13 protein-coding genes and 1 CRISPR repeat array (1 of these 14 cut by a window edge) are annotated in these 22,207 nt (G+C 44.8%); of the genes, 8 read left to right on the top strand and 5 right to left on the bottom strand.

Annotated elements, in window-relative coordinates; all coding sequences use genetic code 11:
• Window positions 1–478: a CRISPR direct-repeat array (repeat unit 47 nt; unit sequence GTTGTGATTTGCTTTCAAATTTATGAGTACCTTGGGTCTCGCACAAC); it reaches 3,494 nt to the left of the window's first position.
• Window positions 479–575: 97 nt separating this feature from the next.
• From cas2 to ACX0G9_RS23880, 4 genes are all read right to left on the bottom strand, one after another.
• Window positions 576–911, bottom strand: a complete 336-nt coding sequence (gene cas2, locus ACX0G9_RS23895) for a CRISPR-associated endonuclease Cas2 (RefSeq protein ID WP_459067490.1) — start codon at window positions 909–911, stop codon at window positions 576–578.
• A 2-nt stretch (window positions 912–913) separates the two neighbouring features.
• Window positions 914–1,810: a type II CRISPR-associated endonuclease Cas1 gene (cas1, locus tag ACX0G9_RS23890; RefSeq protein ID WP_459067489.1), complete on the bottom strand. Its 897-nt coding sequence runs from the start codon at window positions 1,808–1,810 to the stop codon at window positions 914–916.
• A gap of 49 nt (window positions 1,811–1,859) precedes the next feature.
• Window positions 1,860–6,164 (bottom strand): type II CRISPR RNA-guided endonuclease Cas9, encoded by a 4,305-nt coding sequence (cas9, locus tag ACX0G9_RS23885; protein WP_459067488.1) that lies wholly within the window; start codon window positions 6,162–6,164, stop codon window positions 1,860–1,862.
• A gap of 394 nt (window positions 6,165–6,558) precedes the next feature.
• A complete protein-coding gene (locus tag ACX0G9_RS23880) occupies window positions 6,559–7,407 on the bottom strand; it encodes a class I SAM-dependent methyltransferase (protein ID WP_459067487.1) in 849 nt (282 codons plus the stop codon).
• A 227-nt stretch (window positions 7,408–7,634) separates the two neighbouring features.
• Here ACX0G9_RS23880 and ACX0G9_RS23875 point away from each other — a divergent pair, with 227 nt between their 5' ends.
• From ACX0G9_RS23875 to ACX0G9_RS23850, 6 genes are all read left to right on the top strand, one after another.
• Window positions 7,635–8,108, top strand: coding sequence for an Lrp/AsnC family transcriptional regulator (locus tag ACX0G9_RS23875; RefSeq protein WP_459067486.1), 474 nt, complete (start codon window positions 7,635–7,637; stop codon window positions 8,106–8,108).
• A 4-nt stretch (window positions 8,109–8,112) separates the two neighbouring features.
• A complete protein-coding gene (locus ACX0G9_RS23870; protein ID WP_459067485.1) occupies window positions 8,113–9,168 on the top strand; it encodes an EamA family transporter in 1,056 nt (351 codons plus the stop codon).
• Window positions 9,169–9,359: 191 nt separating this feature from the next.
• Window positions 9,360–10,892 (top strand): Pycsar system effector family protein, encoded by a 1,533-nt coding sequence (locus tag ACX0G9_RS23865; RefSeq protein WP_459067484.1) that lies wholly within the window; start codon window positions 9,360–9,362, stop codon window positions 10,890–10,892.
• A gap of 72 nt (window positions 10,893–10,964) precedes the next feature.
• Entirely contained in the window at window positions 10,965–13,310 is a 2,346-nt protein-coding gene (locus ACX0G9_RS23860; protein WP_459067483.1) for a GAF domain-containing protein, read from the top strand.
• Between the two features lie 55 nt (window positions 13,311–13,365).
• Complete coding sequence (locus ACX0G9_RS23855; RefSeq protein WP_459067482.1) at window positions 13,366–14,262, top strand: SdiA-regulated domain-containing protein; 897 nt, start codon at window positions 13,366–13,368, stop codon at window positions 14,260–14,262.
• 37 nt (window positions 14,263–14,299) lie between these two features.
• Window positions 14,300–18,061, top strand: a complete 3,762-nt coding sequence (locus ACX0G9_RS23850; protein WP_459067481.1) for a metallophosphoesterase family protein — start codon at window positions 14,300–14,302, stop codon at window positions 18,059–18,061.
• A gap of 32 nt (window positions 18,062–18,093) precedes the next feature.
• Here the strand turns inward: ACX0G9_RS23850 and ACX0G9_RS23845 are convergent, their stop codons facing one another.
• Window positions 18,094–19,131 (bottom strand): LacI family DNA-binding transcriptional regulator, encoded by a 1,038-nt coding sequence (locus ACX0G9_RS23845; RefSeq protein WP_459067480.1) that lies wholly within the window; start codon window positions 19,129–19,131, stop codon window positions 18,094–18,096.
• A gap of 194 nt (window positions 19,132–19,325) precedes the next feature.
• On the opposite strand from ACX0G9_RS23845, the gene ACX0G9_RS23840 reads away from it, so the two are divergent.
• Window positions 19,326–20,807: a xylulokinase gene (locus tag ACX0G9_RS23840; RefSeq protein WP_459067479.1), complete on the top strand. Its 1,482-nt coding sequence runs from the start codon at window positions 19,326–19,328 to the stop codon at window positions 20,805–20,807.
• Window positions 20,808–20,867: 60 nt separating this feature from the next.
• Window positions 20,868–22,196 (top strand): xylose isomerase, encoded by a 1,329-nt coding sequence (gene xylA, locus ACX0G9_RS23835; RefSeq protein ID WP_459067478.1) that lies wholly within the window; start codon window positions 20,868–20,870, stop codon window positions 22,194–22,196.
• Window positions 22,197–22,207 lie beyond the last annotated feature (11 nt).

Genomic DNA, 22,207 nt, shown 5'->3' with positions numbered 1-22,207 from the left:
TTGGGTCTCGCACAACTTCAGTGACATTGGGCGGCGGCCTGCTTATGTTGTGATTTGCTTTCAAATTTATGAGTACCTTGGGTCTCGCACAACTGACACAACAATAAGCGGAACGGCAGATGTGTTGTGATTTGCTTTCAAATTTATGAGTACCTTGGGTCTCGCACAACTCTACGCAAATCTTCCCTGAATCGAGGGTTGTTGTGATTTGCTTTCAAATTTATGAGTACCTTGGGTCTCGCACAACACTGAACGGGAGTGTTACGCTGAAGAATAGTTGTGATTTGCTTTCAAATTTATGAGTACCTTGGGTCTCGCACAACCGGCAAGACTTATGTAGCGGATATAAACATGTTGTGATTTGCTTTCAAATTTATGAGTACCTTGGGTCTCGCACAACGGAGGATAGTTTGACCCAAAAAGCCCCCCGGGTTGTGATTTGCTTTCAAATTTATGAGTACCTTGGGTCTCGCACAACGGGTTTGGCTGAAAGCCTTACCAGTATTGAATTAAAGGGTGATTTAGGATGAAAAAATCACCCTTTTTTCTTGTTTTTTTAATCCTGTCGGCCCATTTTAGAACATCTCCAACTGCTGAATGGGCTGGGCTGCCGTTGTTGGAGAATGACCATAAAATATTTCCATCATGCCGAATTGTTTGTCCGTAACGCACATAATACCCACATGGCCTTTTGCTGGCAAAATCTTTTTCACTCTTTTAACATGGACGTCTGCATTTTCCCGGCTGCTGCAATGCCGCATATAGATGGAAAATTGGAACATTTGAAAGCCATCCTTCAAAATGTCCTTACGGAATTTAGCATAGATCTTTCGCTCCAGCTTGGTTTCCGTGGGAAGATCAAAAAATACTAAAACCCACAAAACGCGATACCCATTTAAGCGGTTTTTCATTTTTACGGGAATTCAGGATAACTTATTCTCCTGAGCTTGCCTTCAAAACATTTTGATACAGATGCTGTTGTTTTTTGAACCGCAACCATTAATGGACTTTTCTCCTCATTGATCATTACATCCATTGCCGGGATATTTAATAAATCCCTTTTCATATTTGGGGTCAGCTCAAGGAATTTACCATTCATCCGCACAATATTTACCACAACTTTGTCAACGAAGGGACGGTAAGGTTCCATTATATCATCTGCCAGGCAATATGCATTGTATTGATTTTTATGGAAAATGCCTAAGGTTGGTAATAAACCCGAACCTACCAGCGATCTGGCAACCACAGCCCGCAAAATGGCATAGCCATAATTAAGGAGGTTATTAGGGGGAGGGCCATAGCGCTCTCTTCTGAATTCCAGAAAATCGGGGAATAGCCGTTTCCAATAATAGGCCGCCGCAGTAGCTTCGTGATTCTCGCTATCGCCGCTTTTTACTTCGATTGCCCAGCTGCGAAGCGGCTTGGCTGGAATTCGAATGCTTTCCAGCATGTTCGCCTGGTTATTAAGCTTTGCCGCTACCGTTTGTTGCCATAATTGCTTTTTTAACGGAATACTTGCTTCAAGTTGCGCCTGAAACTTTTGGCTTTGTAAGGTGTTGCCATCCAGGTTTAATAATAAACCTGTCGGGTGATGGGTATTGTCACAGGTAATAAAAGCTATGTTATTCGCCAGAAGTTTGGATATCAATGCCTGGGATATGGTAATTTGCTGATGATCCAGAATAACAATTCCGATATCCTCAATCGGAACACTTTTGCTTTCGCCGGTTTCGATGCCTTCATAAACCAACTGTTCATCCTTGGTTTTAAGATAGGCAGAACTGCCAAAATAAAGCGTACGCTTTATCATAGAATAAAGGTTTGTAATATCCAAATACAAGATCTATGTCCTGGTTGTCTCATCGCGCTGGAAATATTTTCCCTAAACGATCGATTTTTAATTTGATGCAATGCTGTTTGATCATTCGGCTGTCTAATGCTCTTTCCACTTTATTGGTAGAATCAAATTCAATTTTGTCGACTATTACGGTTGATAAAGTTTGGGGAACAAAAAAAGCCTGCCCTTTATTACAGCTCACCATCTTGTAAATGTTTCTTGCCAAAGAAGCCGTGTCATTCCAATCAATTCCTGCCATATCTTCACCTTCCCCTGGCATATAGACCAAATCCTGAGGAGAGAGGGTAAACCACCGGAACCCGGGTCTTTCTTCGACAAAGTCACTACCCGACACTTTAGCCTCTATTACCGTGCGCAAAGGAATGCTTTCGAATTGCCGCACAGCCGCGTTATCGATGTTCACATAAATTACATAAAAGAGATTGGTACCCTTATCAGCTTCCGTATAAGCTCCTGGTCGTATTTGAAATTTGGAAAATGATTCTTCCCTGATCCTTACTTTGGTGATGATAGGTTTCCTTTCTTTGTTTAAAATCTCCAAGCCTTCACTGCCAAAAGGAGCGATTTCTTCATCTTTTGATTTGTTTTTATTAAGCATTTCGATATTTTTAATATGCGAAAGCAATTCCTTTCTAATTGGTCCATCCGGAATCTTGTCGATCCGTTTCTCGTCAAATCCTGAAGAAAGATCGACCCTGTTCACATAATATGAGTTGATCACGATCTGCATGACTCTTTTCAATTCATTTCCCTCTATATCTTTTAAGGGGTTTTCCTTATAAAGCTTCAATGCTTTTTTAACATCTCCCGCAACACTGTTCAATAGATTTCGCAGGTAAAATTTTTCGGACTTATCCGCGATTAATTCACAGTCCTTGAAAGCATCGCTTATTAAAACTGGTTTATATTCTCTTAGTCCGATCTTTCCGGCGATAGTTGCCTTGTGCAGCGATTGCCGGACATAACCTGACATTTTTCGATTGCCGATGTCATCAAGGACAACCTTCATTTCTTTTTTAAAGGTTCCATCTGCTTGCTCTATAAAACGAATATTTTTATTCGCCTTTTTCCCATAGAGTTTTATATTTTTCTTAAACGAAACGACAATACCTTCCATATTTTTCATCGTTTCACTGACAAAGCCTTTCCAGGGCTTTTTAAATTTTCTGGATTGCAGATAATCTCCTGCTTTAGCCGATTCCAATAATTTTGGAAGTTTTTCCTTTAAATCCTCATCGGTCGGTGCTCTTCGGTATTGAGCAGCATTCAGATCGTTCAGGTATTTAATATGGCTGCGGGTAGTAGCTGCGACGATCAGGGCATCCAGTGCATGGTGTCTGTGGTCGATCCGCTTTTCATATCCTTTTAACCTCAGGAATCTCCGTCCCATCGCTTTTCCATCCTGATCTGTCTCCTCCACATACCAGGCATAGGGCTCACCTGTTTTCTCCTGCAATCTTTCAAAACGCCATCTGACCAATTCTTTCATTTTTTCACCCAGCCCCCAGGACGATTTTAATTCACTGGTTATATTTCCCGAAGTTGAAATGATCGGATCTTTCTGGTTTTCTGCGACAGGACCCAACAATTCGTGGAGTTTTCGGTTGATATAACGGGTATCCACCAAATGACGGTTCGAAAAACTATCAGGCACATCCTCACTCAATAATAAGCGTTTTTTCTTGCCATAGAAGTAGTGATTGATATGGTTTTCATAATCAGATAAGGAGAGACTCTCTTTCTGCCTGGCCTTTTTAATGTATTCGAAGGCCGTCATATTGTCCTTTTCCTTATTTAATTCCGTCTCAACAACAACCTTATTTTCAAAGGAATCATCGAAAAACCTTGAACGGGGGATAATATGGTCGATATCATAAGCTCTTGTGAATAATTGTGAGATGGGAATAGGTTTGCCGCTATAGGGCGATAAGAATTTCTGGTTGGCCCAGAGTTTATATTTTTGAATTTCATCTTTCGTCGGTTCCCCGGGTCTCCGGAATTTTATGTTCTGAAAATCAAGCTTGGCTGATTCATCTGCTTGTTTCTCCCATAATTTTAATCTTTCAATATCACCAAAAGAATCCGGGTTTCCCCATCTCAATTCACGAAGAATCGCTGAAATCCGCTTATTCTCATTTTCATTTTCGGCAATAACTTTTGAAATTTCCTGCCTTTCTTTTGCATTCTTTTTAAGATCCCGTGCCAGCTCGATATGAATCTCATAGGGCCTTCCATGTGTTTTCCAAATGTCCTGCACCAACCGGAGGGTTTCATTGACTACCTGCTCGACAATAGGATTGCGCAGATTTAGCGCTTCTTTAGGTACGACCTGCTCCGGCCTTTCAAAATAAGCCTGGTTCCGTTCACTATGAACTCCATAAACGGCATAGGAGGCCATTGGGACCATTAATCCCTGACAGGCTATTTCAGAATTCAAATTGTATTTAATGAACAGATCCCTGACCTGGTTGCTGATACCTTCATCGAATTCGCCGGAAAAGATTTTGCTCAATCGCTCCCTGGTATCTTCGCTAATGCACTCCCAGGACCAATATTTCCCAGCGCGCATCAACGGCAATAGTTTGTTCATGGCCTTATGAGAAAGTGAACCATACTGCTGTTTAAAGGCTGGCGCTTTTGAAATGATTTCTGCCTTTTCTTCCGGAATTTGTAATTGCCTTTGTAAGCCAGATTTAATATTTCCAGATTCCTCCAGCGAATAGAGAATATGCCAGAATAAATACAATTTATCAGGCTGATTTAATAGTTTTTCGCCCTCTGTCTGATAATCGGCTTTTTTTAAAGCCTTTCGTATAAGGGCTTTTGTCTCATTACCGGGTAATAATTTTCCTTCATTTTGCCGGTAAAGATTTACGGAATATTCGCTTTCACTCAACCCAAACTCTTTGAGAATTTGTTTTTGCTCCACCTTTTCTTTCCTGGAAAAAAGCTCATATAACTTTTCGATACCCGAAGTATTCAAATATTCCTGACTGATATCGTTATCTAATTGGAGCCTGCCATTTATATCCCGGCTTTCCCGTTTTAAAATACGGATATTGTTAATGGTCTGCCAAATACGAAACTCCTGAAATACGGGACTACTGATGGGCGCTGCCTTAATCCCGCTTTTCTTACCAGTTAAACGGTCCCGATAGTCTTTGAATTCCAGGCGGCAATCAGCAATGCTGCTCTTTTTGCTTTTAAGAGGTCGTTGAAAATAAATGATATCATTAATGAATAGATGAAGCAGGTCCTTGTTCTTAATTTCCTTTTGCTTTTCCAGATTTTTTGTGTAAAAATCTTCAGCGATCAAGGACATTCTCTGGGAATCATACAACGAAGGGTTGTATTCGATTTGTTTTTTAAGAATCGCCTCCAACTCATCGACATAAAACTGCCGGTCAATGGAAATATCCTTAATAATGTAGCCGGGATTCTTTTTTAATTCCTGGAAATAATAATTGCCGGGAAACTGGTCTCCGGATCTGCGAATGGCTTCTTCCCTGGCTACCTTTTGTTTGGCCCACAAATCCGCATCGGTATTATTCAGCTTTCTGAATTCATATCGCGCTGGTTCTTTTTTTGTCGGAGGAATCCAGGTAATCTCCAATTCCAACTCCTGGTTTACCCATTCCGGCTTTATTTTTCGGGCGATGTTTCCATATCGCCCATCTGCAAGCTCTACCTTATAAAGGACATTTCCTTTTATCTTTTCAGCAGTTTCTTCAACCGAAACAATGGTCACTATTTCTACTTTTTTCTCCCGCCTGCCTCTCCCGGATTCATTTTCCTCCTCCTCCTCTTGCGGCATCTCATTTCCGGCCTTTCGATTGCTTTTAAAGCCACGTCGTTGATTCATATGATACAGGATACGGGCAAGCTCATCCTTTTGTATGGGTTCGGTAAGGGCCTTGTGCCGGAGATAATAGACCACCCAATCATCGGAGATATCTTTTCTGCCAAAGGCTGCCTGCATTTCCCTCAGTAAATTTTCGGATACCGGCATTTGGTTGCCCACTTTAAAAGTCTCAGGCATCCAACCCAGGATCTTCATGGCGTCAATCAATCTTTGCCGTCTTAACTTATAGCGATACTTTAGTCTGCGGGCACCCCGGGCCTGCCTCCTCCCTGCATTTTTGGAAGCCGCCTGACCTGTTTCATATTTACTGAGCAGATCACTATCGGTGGGAATTATCCGACTGCCCATTCCCAGGATCTTTCCGGTTTCATTGTTAAAATCTCTTTCTATGAGGGACCATCCGATGGAGTTAGTGCCTATATCAAGGCCAAGGATTTTTTTCATAAGCGGTCTAAAGAGTAATTAGAAAATAAAAAAGCGGAATAAAAGAAGAAAGCAAATCACAACTAGTATCACTAAAACTAATACTTGACAGGAATTTTCTACTTAAATATCCGCTAATTTCATTATATTTATCGAGAAGGGGATGGATTCGAACCACCATATTACAGTTAGAATTCTGTTTCATTATCCTTTATGATACCCCTCAAAATAAACCATCTGGAGGGTGGTTATTTTCTCAATAAAGTTACGTATTAGTTTGTGATACTAACAAATAAAATAATTTTTTATTTTAATACATAAATTGTTATATATTTGCAACGAAGCAAATCACAATAAGGATTATTCCGTAGTGAACACTTTTACAGTAGTCCCACCGCAAGGTGGGATTGTTGTTTTAAGTCTTTTCGCCATGAAGCACGATTGCCGCATATCCGAGCCTCAGCGATCCGTCCTGCGTATGAGTTTCCAGCAGGGAGTATAATTCCTGTTGGGTCCTGATGCGGGTTGCTTCATCCGCTTTGGCCATGGCTGCCACTACAGGGGCTGCGACATCCATCATGATTTCCCAATACTTTTCTCTCGTCTCATAATCACTGTGACCAGTTAATTCTTTTTCGATGAGGTGACTGAAACCTGCCTTGGCCAATAAGCCTGTCATAAGACCGGGAACTGCGCAGCGGAACATGCCAGGAGATCCTGGAACGGGAGGCGGCAATTCAATATTTTTACCGACCACCTTCATCATGGCTCCGATCCAGAAGTTTTTCTCAGGCGCACCCCAAACGGAAGTAGCCATTCTGCCTCCCGGTTTAAGGACGCGGAACATTTCTTTTGCCGCAAGTTCCATATCCGGGAAAAACATAAAACCCATCCGGCAACTGATCACATCGAAGCTGTTATCGGCAAAGGGAAGTTCACAGCAATCGGCCAGTTTTGTTTCATAGTTGGTAATGCCTTTTGCCGAAGCGTGGGAGGCAGCTATAGATAACATATCTTCCGAAAGATCGGTACCCGTGACCTTCCCCTTGCTTACAAGCCCCGCAATGGTCAGACCCGGCTCTCCGGTGCCGGTGGCAATATCCAAAACCTGGTCTGTTTCTTTTACGCGAAGGAGTTCTATCATGGTTTGTCCCATGGGCCTTAAAAACTCCATATTAAAAACATCCCATTTTCGCCAGCCCGGTGAGAATTTGTTCCAGGTTGTTTTTTGATTTTCTCTGATTTGTTCCAGTTGCGATTCCATAATTATAAGATTTGCTGATTAAAGTTTTTTAGGTGGAAGATTAAAACAGTGGCTGTTTAAATTACATATATAATCAGAGTGCCCCAATAAATCTATCCCAAAGGCAGGGCGGGACTTTCCTTTGGCCGTATAAATCAGACAAAAGGCTCAAAAAAGAGAATTAAATTCTTTTTATTTTAAATTTTCAGTATTTTATTCTCTTTTTTGGTATATTTGCCAAAAAGAAAATGGAGCCCATTTTGGATAATATTGATCTTAATATTCTGCAATTAATGCAGGAGAATGCCCGTATCCCGAATGTAGATATGGCCAAAAAACTGGAGATGGCTCCTTCGGCTGTATTGGAACGGGTTAAGAAACTCGAGCAAAAGAAGGTGATCCGGAATTATACCGCCAATATTAACCCTGCTTCGATAAATCAGAAACTCCTGGCCTTTATTTTTATAAAGACCAATGATGGAATGGGGTGCAGTGTTACGGGAACCGCCCTGGCTAAAATACCGGAGGTCCAGGAGGTGCATAATTTAGCCGGGGAAGATTGTTTTCTAGTCAAGGTGCGTACGGCCGATTCTGCCAGCCTGATTGCGCTGATGAGGAATGAATTCGCCAAAATCCCGACTATTCAATCTACTAAAACGACCATTGTTCTGGAAACGGTGAAAGAAGATCAGAAACTGCTGATCCCGATCGCCAAAAAATAAAGTTATGACCGCTATTGAAAAAAAACCTGTTTCTACTGCAAAAGTAGTTCTTGCATTCGCTATCGTGTACATAGTATGGGGATCCACTTACTTTTTTATTCGTTTGTCCCTTGTCCATTTTCCCCCTTTTTTGTTGGGCACTTTGCGTTTTCTTTTGGCCGGGGTTATCATGCTGGCCTATTGTAAAATAACAGGGGAACGGATTTTTGAATGGTCCGTTGTTCGTCCGGCTCTTGTGAGCGGTCTGTTGCTCCTGTTCGTGGGAAATGGAGCCCTGATCTGGTCTGAACAATATCTGGCCAGCTCCCTGGCTGCCATTCTACTGGCTGCCGGGCCCATCTGGTTCGTTCTTTTGGACAAACGAAAATGGAAGGAGAATTTCAGCTCAAAGGAAACTATTATAGGTCTGATCATTGGGTTTATCGGCGTGATCGTATTATTCGGTGAAAGACTGTTGCAAACGTTTGCTCCCGGCTTGTCTGGTACGGGTGCACGGGCAGCCACTCCTGTACTTTCCCCCGGGCCTGCTGCAACCTCTGGTACCAACTGGGCGGTCATTGCTATGGTCGTTCTTATCCTTGGCTCTATTTCCTGGGCAGCCGGCTCCCTTTATTCCAAATACAAATCAACCGGAAGTTCAAATTCGGTGAATGCGGGCTGGCAGATGCTGGCAGCAGGTATTGCTTTTTTTCCGACAAGTATGCTAAGAGGAGAGTTTGCTTCTTTTCACCTCCAGGAAGTAAGCTTGTCATCCTGGCTTTCCCTTTTCTATCTGGTGACTATGGGCTCTCTTGCAGGGTATAGCGCTTTTGTCTGGTTGCTGCAGGTGAGATCTGCCACCCAGGTAAGTACCCATGCTTATGTAAATCCGGTGGTGGCCGTCCTCCTGGGAACCTTTTTCGCCGATGAACATATGTCAGCCTTCCAATTGCTTGGTTTAGCGATCATCCTTATCAGTGTGTTATTGATCAATCTGTCTAAATACAAGGCCTCCATACCTAAACGGCAAAAAGAAGGGATTGCATCCAACGAAGGATCACGACGGCTTATGAATACCTGAAGAACAGGTAAATGATACAAGTAATTACGCTGTTTATACTAGTTATACCCTCTTGCCAATGAAATTATAGACATAGTATTGGCTTATTTTGACTGGAAAAGGATATTTCGCTAAATTTATCGTTGCAAATTCTGCACAGGTTTACTGTTACCGGAAGGACGGTAGGTAAAAACTTTTTCAAAAAATAAGCCATGGATTATTCTAACATACGGGAGCAGGCAGAACATTACGTACGGACCTTCTTTGAGACGCATGATACTAAGCGATTTATCTATCACAATCTTTATCATACGGTGCATGTGGTGGAGGCCTGCTCGAAAATAGCCCATCATTATCACCTGCAGGAAAGGGAATTATTTATTGTTACCGTAGCTGCCTGGTTTCATGATATCGGTTATCTGCAAGGTGGTTCAAATGACCATGAGGAGAAGGGCGCATCCACGGCTGCCGCCTTTTTGTCGGCAAACGGAGTGGATACAGAGGATATCGATGCTGTAAAAAAATGTATCCTGGCCACAAAATTACCGCAGAGCCCAACAAATTTATTGGAAAGTATTGTCTGTGATTCCGATCTGTTCCATCTGGGTACGGACGAGTTCAGGGAGCGGAATAAACTGATGCGAAAAGAGGTTGAAGTCTCTCTTGATAAGAAGATTGACAAGGAAAACTGGCGCAGGGGTACGATTCACCTTCTGGAAATTCATCACTATCATACCGATTATGCCAGGTCCTTATTGGATGAGAAAAAACAGGAAAATCTGGCCAAACTAAAGGAGAAGGACGCTCATTCGAAGGAAAAAGAAGCGCAATTGCAGGAAAAAGAAATGCAATTACAGGATAAAGAAGCAAGTTCGTTTGTTCCCAAGGGACCCCGGGAAAGCCTAAAAGATCCTTCTTCCCCATCCGGTTTGGCAATTGCTCCCTCCATAAATTCCTTGGCCGGCCCTTCCGTCGATCCTCCTCTTGATCCTACCTTCGATCTTTCTGCTTTTGACCCGGGGAGCAATCCAATATCCCTTACGCGGTCTCAGACTCCCATTGAACCAAAGTACAAAGAGGAAAAGTTCAAAGAAAAAAAATCAAAAGAAGAAAAAAACAGGGAGGAAAGATGGAAAGAGGAGAAATCAAAAGAGGAGAAATCAAAGGATGATAAATCGAAAGAGGATAAGGATAAGAAAAAAGAGCCTAAGGATGCAGGAAGAGGAATCGATACGGTTTTCCGGATCGCATCCAACAATAATCAGCGGCTGAGTATTCAGGCGGATAATAAGGCCCATATCATGATCACGGTCAATTCCATCATTATTTCGGTGTTGCTGAGCCTGCTGTTACGCAAGATCGAGGATCACCAAAATCTGGCAATACCCTCTATTATATTGTTAACAGTTAATCTTGTCACTATTATTTTTTCCATTCTGGCCACCCGGCCTCATATTCCGGAAGGCACTTTTACCAAGGCTGATCTGGATGAAAAAAAAGTGAACTTATTATTTTTCGGGAATTTTTATAACATGAGTCTGGAAGATTATGCCGAAGGGATGTGGCAGATGATGGGTGACCGGGATTTTTTGTACGGCAGCCTTGTCCGCGATGTTTACTACCAGGGAATTGCCCTGGGAAGGAAATTCAAGTGGCTCCGTGTATCCTATAATGTATTTATGTTCGGTTTGATCATATCGGTTATAGCCTTTGTTTTTGGGGCATTGGCCTACCCAGGTAAATAAGTGTCAGATAAGACTACCCCCAATAGATTTGGATAAAAAATAGATTTGGACTAAAAGACTATGCAAAATGTTGTGCTAAATATAGCTGAGGACCTGGAAGGAGCGGATTTGCTGGATTCCCACCTTTCCTTTAATGGTTTTATCCGTTTCTTAAAAGAAAGAGCAGTTCATGAGAAAACCATGAAGGTTAAATTCCTGGAATATGTTATCGATACGTTTGAAAAAAAACTGTCCGGAAAAGATATACTGACCATTGACGAGATCGGGAAATATGAAGACCTGATGCAATTGATCTATGCTATCATTTTTCCAGCCATTGAAGAAGAAAGTCATAATCTATGGTCATTAAGTCTTCCTTTAAAACCAACCATATTTTACGCCACCCAACCTTTTTATGATCTGTTGAGAGATCAAAAAACGGGAAACCTGCGGTCCAAGCTGATAGATCAGGAGAACCGGCCCCGCAAAAAGATCAACCTGGAGTTTATTTATTCCTTTATCTTAAAAAAATTATATAATTACCGGTATATCCCTGCCAACAGCATGATTCACTCCATCTTTAACGAGGCTACCGGAATAACAAAGTTTTACCGGCTTAATATAGACATTCGTTTTGTGGAGATCATTCCAAAGGGCCCTTTGCCGGAATTGGACTTTAAGGTGCTTGGTTCTCATTTATACGACTCTTCGGGAATCAAATACCTGACGGAACATCTGCCGCTGAGCCTGTTCCGGTTTGAAGGGATCTCGGCTATTTCTGTGGTGGATATTTCGGCGGATTATGCCCTGGAGAATATTAAGAATATAATTCTGGATCGTACCGGTTGCGGAAGGGATTCTTATTACGAGCAGGTGATCCAGTCCCTGAAAATCCTTGCCGGAAAAGCCGGCGTTGAATTTGGGCTGATTCCCTTCCTGAAGGTCAACGGTAAACCTGTATTTTCAGGTGATAATTGTGATCACAGTATCCTGGCCTCTTCCGCCAAAAAATACGGTGAAGCCGAAATGGCCTATTTATCCCTGGCAGAAAATTATACGCAGGAACCCCGGTTACTTTTTTTCGAGACAATGCCCGCATCCCTTCCGGATACGGATATTTTTCTTAAGGTGCTCAAACAAAACGGGGTAAAGGCATATGGGATGCTGCCTGTTTTTCATAATAAACACCTGGCCGGTGTACTGGAGGTTTATTCGAAGGAGGATGACGTGCTCGATCAGGCCCTTCTGTCCAGGCTAACCATTGCTCTCCCCATATTGGCGCAGCTCCTGCAACAAAGCATCGACGAATTCGAATCCAAACTCACCCGGATAATCAAGACCAATTTCACTTCCATTCAGCCTGCGGTGGAATGGAAATTCAATGAGACGGCCTGGCTGTATTTAAAAGATCATCATTTGGGAGACGGAGGAGAAAAAGGTTCAGGCATCGATACCATTTATTTTAAGAATGTATATCCTTTATACGGAGCGGTCGATATCCGCAATTCTACGGTGGAACGCAACATGGCACTGAGAAAGGATCTGCAGACGCAGTTCTCCCTATTGATAACCACATTGTCGGCTCTGCAAAATGAATCCAGTCTGGAATTGGTAGATGAGTTGATCTATTTGTGCCGCAACTGGCAACATTCGTTATCCGATTCATTGACCACGGCGCAGGAAATGAATCTGAACGCTTTTCTGAAAAATGAGATCGAATTCTTTTTTTTACATCTTAAGGAAAGCAGACCGGATCTCCTTGCTTACATGGATCCCTATCTGTCGGCGATCGATGAGACGACCGGAATAGCCTTTGAGAACAGGCGGGCTTTGGAAACGTCCATTCAACTGATCAACAAGACGATTAATGGCCATCTGGAAGCCGCCAGGGACGAGTTGCAACAGGCTTATCCCTGCTATTTTGAAAAGTTCCGGACCGATGGGGTGGAATATGATATTTATGTAGGTCAATCCATTGCGCCTGACCGGCCTTTTGATATTATCTATCTGAAGAACCTGCATCTGTGGCAATTAAATTCAATGGCGACTATTGCGGAATTGACACATTCCCTGCTGCCGGGACTGCCTGGAAAATTGTTGACCACCCAGCTCATTTTTGTACATTCCAATTCCATCGATATCAGTTTTCGCAAAGATGAGCGAAGATTCGATGTGGAAGGCGGATACAATATCCGGTATCAGATCGTAAAAAAACGGATTGACAAGGTGCATATTGCGGGATCCAATGAAAGGCTGACCCAACCTGGTAAGATTGCCATTATCTACTTTAATGACCAGGAATCGGAAGAATATAAGCTTAATATAAAATATCTGCAGGAGCGAAATGTACTGAACGATGACCTCGAAGAACTGGACCTGGAAGAATTACAAGGGGTTACCGGGTTAAAAGCCTTGCGCGTAGGAGTGAGATTGGGATGAACAATAATTCGGCCTGATCTTTTAAGAACGGGAACAATAACATAAACCAGTTTGTATGGGTAATAGATATACAGGCAGCAGGTTCAGGCGATGTGTATTGATGGGTTTGGGGTTATTGTCGTTTGCCCTGGTTGTTTCCGGTTTTACGGGGTGCCAGGATTCCTTCCCGGTCAGTTCGCCTCCCGGATACGATCTGGGAGCCCCGAAAAAATTTATCATGAGTGAGGCGCTCCAGGAAATTTCAGGAATAACGTTTTTAAAAGGGAATAGTGATAGCCTGTATGCCATCGAAGATGAGACGGGAAAAATCTTCTTTTTCCATCCTGGAGATGGAAAATATAGTTATCAGAAATTCGGAGACAGAGGGGATTATGAGGACGTGACGATCCTGAATAATAAAGAGTTTGTGGTGTTGAGAAACGATGGTTCTTTATTTGTTTTTCCGGTTAGTCTGCTAAAGGATGGGAAGATTGACCAGGTCCGTGCATATGATCAGATCCTTCCCCCCGGAGAATACGAAGGCTTGTTTGGAGATGATAACGGTAAGCTGATCGCCCTGTGCAAAAATTGCCCGGATGTGGATCAGGGAGGAGAAGTAACCGGATATTTGCTGGCTAAAAATAAACAGGACCAACTGGTAGTTACTGGCAATTTTAAGATAGATGCATCGATGCTGAAAAAGAGCGGGGGAAAGAAAAAAGTAAAATTCCACCCCTCCGCCATTGCCCGGCATCCACTGACCCGTGAATGGTATATTCTTTCATCGGTCAACAAGGTCTTATTGGTGTTGGATGACGGATGGAACGTAAGAGCCTCCTATCCCCTTAATCCATCCCTATTCAAACAACCGGAGGGGCTGGCCTTTGATGAGAAAGGAAATTTGTATATTTCGAATGAAGGTCAGGAGGGGAATGCCAATGTTTTGCTGTTTGCGTACCATCAACCCAAATAATAGAAGTAACCAATATAACACCGACAACTAAAACAATATGGCAAGACTTATGCCCGGGCTTATGGGAAGAAAAATGCTAACCCTTTTCCGGGTAAAAAAGGTTTTGAGTAAGATTGCCTTTTTGATGGTTCTCCTGACTCCTGGTCTGGTCATGCAGGCGCAGGGGATAACTCAGGGAGCATCTAAGGGAACGACTCATGGAAAAACACCGGGAATTGATCAGATAGCAGCAAACGATCCGGTAACCCAGCGTTTGTTCCTCGTAGGAGATGCCGGAGAGCTAAAGGATGGCAAACACCCTGTTTGTGATTGGCTGAAGCAGCATGTGGATTGGAACGATTCGAATAATGTGCTGATCTACCTGGGAGATAATATTTACCCACTTGGTCTGCCTTCGAAAAACAGTAAACAGTATGAGCAGGCCCGTAGTATACTGGATTACCAGGTTTCTGTCGTGAAAGGGAAAAATGCCAAAGCTTTTTTTGTCCCGGGCAATCATGATTGGAAAAGGGGGAGGCGCGGAGGGCTGGACCAGGTAAATAATCAATCCGACTATATAGATTCCCTCGATCTTCCCAATGTTCAGTTCCTGCCGAAGAACGGATGTCCGGGACCGGTAGAGGTGACGGTGGGCGAAAAAATTGTAATGGTGTTTATGGATAGCCAATGGTGGCTACAGGGGGATGACCGCCCGGGGGCCGGATCCGGCTGCGATTGTAATAAAGAGGGAGAGGTCATTACGGCTTTAAAAGATATCATCAGCAAGTATCCGGACAAACTGATCGTACTGGCCATGCATCACCCCTTTTATACTTATGGCGGGCATGGCGGATATTATACGATCAAACAGCATATTTTCCCCTTTACGGATCTGAACCCGGCTCTCTATATTCCTTTGCCGGTGATCGGTTCGCTTTATCCGCTCTCCAGGCAGGTTTTCGGGAATATACAGGATACACGCAATGCCAATTATAAGGAACTTATACAGCGGGTGGAAAATGTCATCAAAGGGCATAAAAATGTAGTGCAGGTAGCCGGTCACGAGCATGCGCTGCAGCTTATTCAACATGATAGTGTTTATTATGTGGTTAGCGGGGCAGGTTCAAAAACCACCCGTATCCGAAAGGGTAAATATTCTTTATTCGCCGAACAGGCCGAAGGTCTGGCCGTTATTGAAATGCATGCGAGCGGAAAATCCGCCATCCGGTTCTACACGCTGTCCGCCACGGATCTGAGCCAAACGGCTTTTACGGCCTCTATCCCTGCCCTGGCGCCTCCTGTTACCGATACCTTAGCCCTGGCAAAGAATTTTCCCGATTCTGTTACCTTGGTACCCGTGCCTTATTTTAAAGCAGGCCGTTTCAAACGATTCCTGTTAGGAAATAATTACCGGACCGAGTGGACTAATCCTATCAAGGTAAAAGTTTTCGACATGAAGGGTTGGACCCCCTTACGCCGGGGTGGAGGCAATCAGACGAAATCACTCCGTCTGGAAAATAAGGACGGCGTTCAATATGTGATCCGGGGGGTGGAAAAATTTATCACCGATGATGCCTTGCCGGAACAATTAAAAGGTGCGGATTTCGTCAAGGACCTGGTATCCGATGGCGTATCTGCTTCTTATCCATACGCGGCGCTCTCCATCCCGCCTTTTGCCAATGCAGTGAACGTTCCGCATTCCAACCCGGTATTGGTGTATATGCCGGATGACCCCCGGCTGGGAAAATTCAGAAGTGATTATGGGAATACCTTCAATTTATTCGAGGAACGGGAACCCGGAAATGGTAAAAAAACCTATAGCAATGATGACCTGGTTAAAAAACTGGTGAAGGACAATGATAATGCCGTCGACCAGCAAAAGGTGTTGCGGGCAAGACTGATGGATATGTTCTTCATGGATTTTGACCGGCACGAGGATCAATGGCGATGGGGGGCGGAAGATAATGGTAAAGGGAAAACGTATTTCCCGGTTCCCCGTGACCGTGATCAACCCTTCTTCATCAATGAGGGTGTCATTCCCTGGGTAGTAGGATCTGCCTTTATATCACCCCAGCTCCAGGGTTTCCGGGCAAAGGCGCGAAATATAAAAACCTATAATTACAATGCCCGGAATTTCGACAGGAGTTACCTGACGGAGCCGGATGAAGCGGAGTGGCATAAGATGGCGGAGTCCGTGCTGGCAGTTATGACCGATTCGCTGATCGAATATGCCCTTAGGGAACAGCCCGGATCCGTGCAGCCTTATTCCATGGAATCCATCATTGCCAAACTGAAGGAAAGACGGAAATACTATATTGACGAGATGATGGCCTATTACCGGTTCCTCTCCCAAATCGTTACCATCTACGGCAGTGATAAAAAGGAGCTCTTTGATATCCTGCGTAAAGAGGACGGGTCCATGGTAGTGACGGTCTTTAAGGTGAATAAGGAGGGAGAGGCGAACAAAAAAATCTATGAACGAACCTTTAAGGAAGGGGAGACCCGGGAAATCCGTTTGTACGGATTGGGGGAAGACGATCGGTTTTATGAGCATGGCGCCGGTGCACATGGGATTTTGGTTCGCCTGATCGGTGGTCCCGGTGAGGATCATTTTGAGAATGAATCGGACGCTCCGGGAGGAAAGACGAGGGTTTACGATCTGAGTACGGAAAAGAGTGATTTTGCCGGAAAAGGAAATCTGCGCAGCTTTTTATCGAAAGATCCATCGGTAAATGCAGTGAACCGCCTGGGATTTAAATACAATGTAATGACACCCATTATCGATGCCGCCTTTAACCCGGATGATGGCCTGTTCCTGGGGCTTCAGTTCAGGTATACGACCCAAGGTTTTCATAAGGTACCGTATAAACAACTGCATATTTTATCGGTCACGCATTCGCTGGCCACCAAGGCCTATAATTTCAAGTATTATTTTGAGGCTACCGATGCGATAGGAAAACTGGATCTGTTGGTGGGCGCCAGCGCCAATGCACCGAATTACAGTACTAATTTCTTTAAATACGGGAATGAAAGTGTTTTTCAACACGGGCATGAAGACGCTATCCGGTTCTATCGGACGCGGTTCAATCTTTATGATGCAGGCACGCAGCTAAGGGCCAATCTCACCCCTTCTTTTAGTTTTGCGGTGGGCCCTGTATTCCAGTATTTTACGATGGACAGCAGTGAAAATACTGGACGCTACATCGACCAGACCAATGTTAACGGCCTGGACCGGGCCCGGCTTTATGCCTCCAAAGCTTACGACGGGCTGCGGTTTACGGCCACGCTGGATAGCCGGAATAATAAAATAATGCCGAGCAGCGGGATCAACTGGCAAACCAATTTCAGCGCCTATAATGGCCTGAGTCATCTCAGCAGTAATTATGCGCAACTTAATTCGAACCTGTCTTTTTTCCTGAGTTTTAACCGTCGCGCAGGCGTGGTGATTGCCTCCCGCGTCGGCTGGGGAAAGACTTTTGGCAACTATGAATTTTTTCAGGCCCAATACCTGGGCGGGACGGATAATCTGCGCGGTTTCCGGAAATACCGTTTTGGCGGTGATGAGATCGTCTATCATAACCTGGACCTGCGGGTAAAGCTAACCGATTTTACCACCTATCTTTTCCCAGGATCCTTCGGTTTTCTGGCCTTTAACGATATAGGCCGGGTCTGGCTCAAAGGAGAGGATAGTCATCAATGGCATGACGGATATGGCGGAGGACTCTGGGTCGATCTGCTGAAGACCGTTGTATTGACGGCCTCTTATACCCGGGGAACAGACGGAGGGCTTGCCCTGATCAGTTGGGGGTTTCAGTTTTGAGGGAAGAGCCGCTTCTAAGGGAAGAGCCGCTTCTACAAGGAAGATCCGCTTTTGAGGGAAGATCCCCGGATGATCAATTCCGATTTTATGATTATCGTTTCGGGATGACGCGGCGAGGATACACCTGACAATTGGTCGATCAGGCTGCGCGCGGCCCTTTCTCCCATTTCTTCCCCCGGATAATTAATGGTGGTGAGTTTGGGATCGATCAGTTTTGAGATGACATCGTTGTTAAAGCCTACGATGGCAATATCCTGTGGTACGCGGACTCCGGCTTCTTTGAGCGTTCCCTGAAAGATAGCGGCGCAAAAATCATTGGTGATAAAGACCCCGTCCGGCCGCGGATCCATTTTCAGGACTTGTTGTGCACAGCGGATGGCCGCTTCTTCGCCCAGGTCGTTAACCAATACCAGGGCAGGGTCGTAGACCAATCCATATTTCTCCAGGGCTTGCTGATAACCGGCCAAACGTCCTGCGTATACATTACGGGTCAGATTTGCCGTGATATGTGCGATCCTTTTGCAGCCTTCCAGGGCCAGGTGTTCGGTTGCTTCGAAACCGGCCATCTTATTGTCGATAATGACCCTTGTTCCATAGGGATGTTCTTCCACCCGGTCAAAGAAGACCATGGGAATACCTTTTTGCATAAAGGGTTCGAAATGATCCAGGTCCTTGGTATCAAAAGCCAGGGAAGCTATCAAACCATCCACTCTTTTGTGAAAAAGGTTATGGGCATTGGCGGCCTCTTTCCGGTACGTTTCCGAGGAATGTCCTATGATCAGGTCGTAACCGGCTTCGGCGGTTACCTTTTCAATTCCCGCCAGGACGGAGCTTATAAACTGGCTGTTCAGTTCATGAACGATGATCCCGATGGTACTTGTCGTTTGTTTGCGTAGATTGCTGGCGAAATTGTTGGAGCGATAACCCATTTCCTTTGCCATATCCGTAATCCGCTTCCTGGTCTTGAAATTTATAGCGGGATGGTCTTTCAGGCCCCTGCTGACGGTTGCAGGAGACAGTTCGAGTACGCGGGCAATGTCATATATGGTGATCTCTTTTTTGGACATCATGGTTCTTTAGGGAATTATTACCCCAAATTTAAGCATTTTAAAAATATTATTGCAATCGGTTGCAATTCGAAAAAACAATCTATATTTACCTGCCATTTTTTATTTCGGATGAAGGTTTTTTTAATTCGGACGAACGTTTTAGTATTTCAGATGAATCACTCATTAGTCTTTAAATATAGGAAATAACCATAATCATGTTGTTATTAGGGATCGATATAGGTACCTCATCCATTAAAGTGTCTGTTGTAGAGGCGGGTTCTCAGCAAATAATTGCCAGCGCACAATACCCGGATACGGAGACGACCTTTTTTTCCAAACAACCGGGTTGGGCCGAGCAGTCTCCTGAAACCTGGTGGGAGCATGTTCAACAGGCGATCCTGCGTATGCATAAGGGCGGCGGTTATAACCCTCAGGATATCGCTGCTATAGGTATAGCTTATCAGATGCATGGTCTGGTGCTGGTTGATAAAGACCAGCAGGTGTTACGCGACAGCATCATCTGGTGTGACAGTCGTGCGGTTCCTTATGGGGACAAGGCGTTCAATGCCATAGGGGAAGAAAAAAGCCTCGAACACCTTTTGAATTCTCCCGGCAATTTTACGGCGGCCAAACTGGCCTGGGTTAAAGAACAGGAACCGGCAATTTATGAAAGGATCGATAAAGTCCTTCTTCCCGGTGATTTTATTGCCATGCGGCTTACCGGAGAAACGACTACCAGTATTTCGGCCCTGTCCGAAGGTATATTCTGGGATTTTAAAGAAGATGCCCTGTCTGAAGATGTATTCCGTTATTTCGGGTTCGATAAAAAAGTGATACCTGCTATCAAGCCCGTTTTTTCGGCCCATGGGACAATCAAGCCGGAGGTGGCGAAGTCCCTTTCTTTACGGAACGGAATTCCAGTGACCTATAAGGCAGGTGATCAACCGAATAATGCCTTATCGCTGAATGTGCTGGAACCGGGGGAGGTCGCTGCCACAGCCGGTACGTCCGGTGTGATCTATGGAGTAAGCGATCAACTGACCTATGACCCCGGGTCCCGCGTCAATAGTTTTGCGCATGTCAATTATACTTCCCAAAAGAAACGGATCGGGGTACTGCTCTGTATCAACGGTACAGGTATCCTGAACCGCTGGATCAGGGACCTGGCAGGACCTCTTGCCAATTACGGCCGGCTTAATGAAGAGGCTGCCCGTATCCGGCCAGGAAGCGAAGGGCTGGTGATTCTCCCTTTCGGGAACGGAGCAGAAAGGATCCTGAATAACCGGATCATCGGTGCACATATCGAAAATATCGATTTAAACCAGCATGCTACTGCGCATCTATACCGTGCAGGGCAGGAAGGGATCGCCTTTGCTTTCCGGTATGGATTGGATATCATGCGATCCAGTGGAATGAATCCTTCCGTAATCCGTGCCGGCAGGGCCAATATGTTCCTCAGCCCCGTATTTACGGAAGCCTTTGTCAATGCGACGAATGTTCCGGTGGAATTGTATGATTGCGATGGCAGCACGGGGGCAGCCCTGGGCGCAGGGATAGGTGCGGGAATTTTTGGGTCGGAAAAAGAAGCTTTTGCCGGGAGGAAACCGCTGGAGCTGGTCGAACCACGGAAGGCTGATGTGTATAACGAAGGATACGAACGATGGAAAGCGGCCCTGGAAAGCCATTTGGGCGCCTAAATGATAATTTTTGCAAACGAAACAGTTCAAACAAAATAGTTCAAACAAAAAACGAATGTTATGTCAGTGATCATCGGAGAGAAAGAATTCTTTAAAGGAATCGGGCAGATCAAATACGAAGGCACCGGTACGGATAACCCCCTTGCTTATCGCTGGTATGACGCCGGCAAACTGGTTGCCGGCAAGACGATGAAAGAGCATCTGCGTTTTGCCGTTGCCTATTGGCATTCCTTCGTCGGGAACGGAGCCGATCCATTCGGCGAACCCACGCATGTGTATCCCTGGAATGAGAACAGCAACGCGGTAACACGAGCAAAGGATAAAATGGATGCCGCCTTTGAATTTATAACCAAACTGGATCTTCCGTATTATTGTTTTCATGATGTCGATGTAGTCGATTACACCAACGACGTCGTCGATAATGAAAAAAGGTTGCAGGCGCTGACGGCCTATGCCAAGGAAAAACAAGCCGCCAGCGGCGTGAAACTTTTGTGGGGAACCTCCAATCTGTTCTCCAACAGGCGTTATATGAATGGGGCGGCGACCAACCCGGATTTCCATGTACTGGCGCACGGCGGAGCCCAGGTAAAAGCTGCCCTGGACGCGACGATCGAACTGGGTGGAGAGAATTACGTTTTCTGGGGCGGACGTGAAGGGTATATGAGTCTGCTCAATACAAACATGAAACGCGAACAGGAACACCTGGCCCGTTTCCTGCATACCGCTAAGGAGTATGCACGCAGGCAGGGTTTTACCGGTACTTTTTTTATCGAGCCCAAACCTTGCGAGCCTACCAAACATCAATATGATTATGACAGCGCTACGGTCATCAGTTTCCTCCGGCAGTATGACCTGCTCGCCGATTTTAAACTGAATATCGAAGTAAATCATGCCACCCTGGCCGGCCATACTTTCACCCATGAATTGCAGGTTGCGGTGGATGCGGGTATGCTGGGATCCATCGATGCCAACCGCGGCGATTATCAGAACGGATGGGATACCGATCAATTCCCCAATAATATCAACGAACTGGTAGAAGCTCTCCTGATCATCCTGGAAGGCGGAGGTTTTAAAGGGGGGGGGATCAATTTCGATGCCAAACGAAGAAGGAACTCAACCGACCCGCAAGATCTGTTCCATGCGCATATCGGCGGGATTGACACCTTTGCCAGGGCCTTGCTGGTGGCAGATAACATACTGCAAAAATCGGAATATAAAAAAATAAGGGCGGACCGGTACGCCTCTTTCGATAAGGATAAAGGGGCCGCCTTTGAAAAAGGGTCTCTTTCCCTGGAGGACCTTCGCGAATTTGCCATCGCTAACGGAGAACCTGGTGTAATAAGCGGACGCCAGGAATACCTGGAAAATCTGATTAACCGGTATATTTAACTAAAATACGA

The sequence above is a fragment of the Flavitalea flava genome, assembly GCF_054461575.1.
Note: the sequence above shows the minus strand (reverse complement) of the source record. Positions and strands in the feature narration are given on the sequence as shown.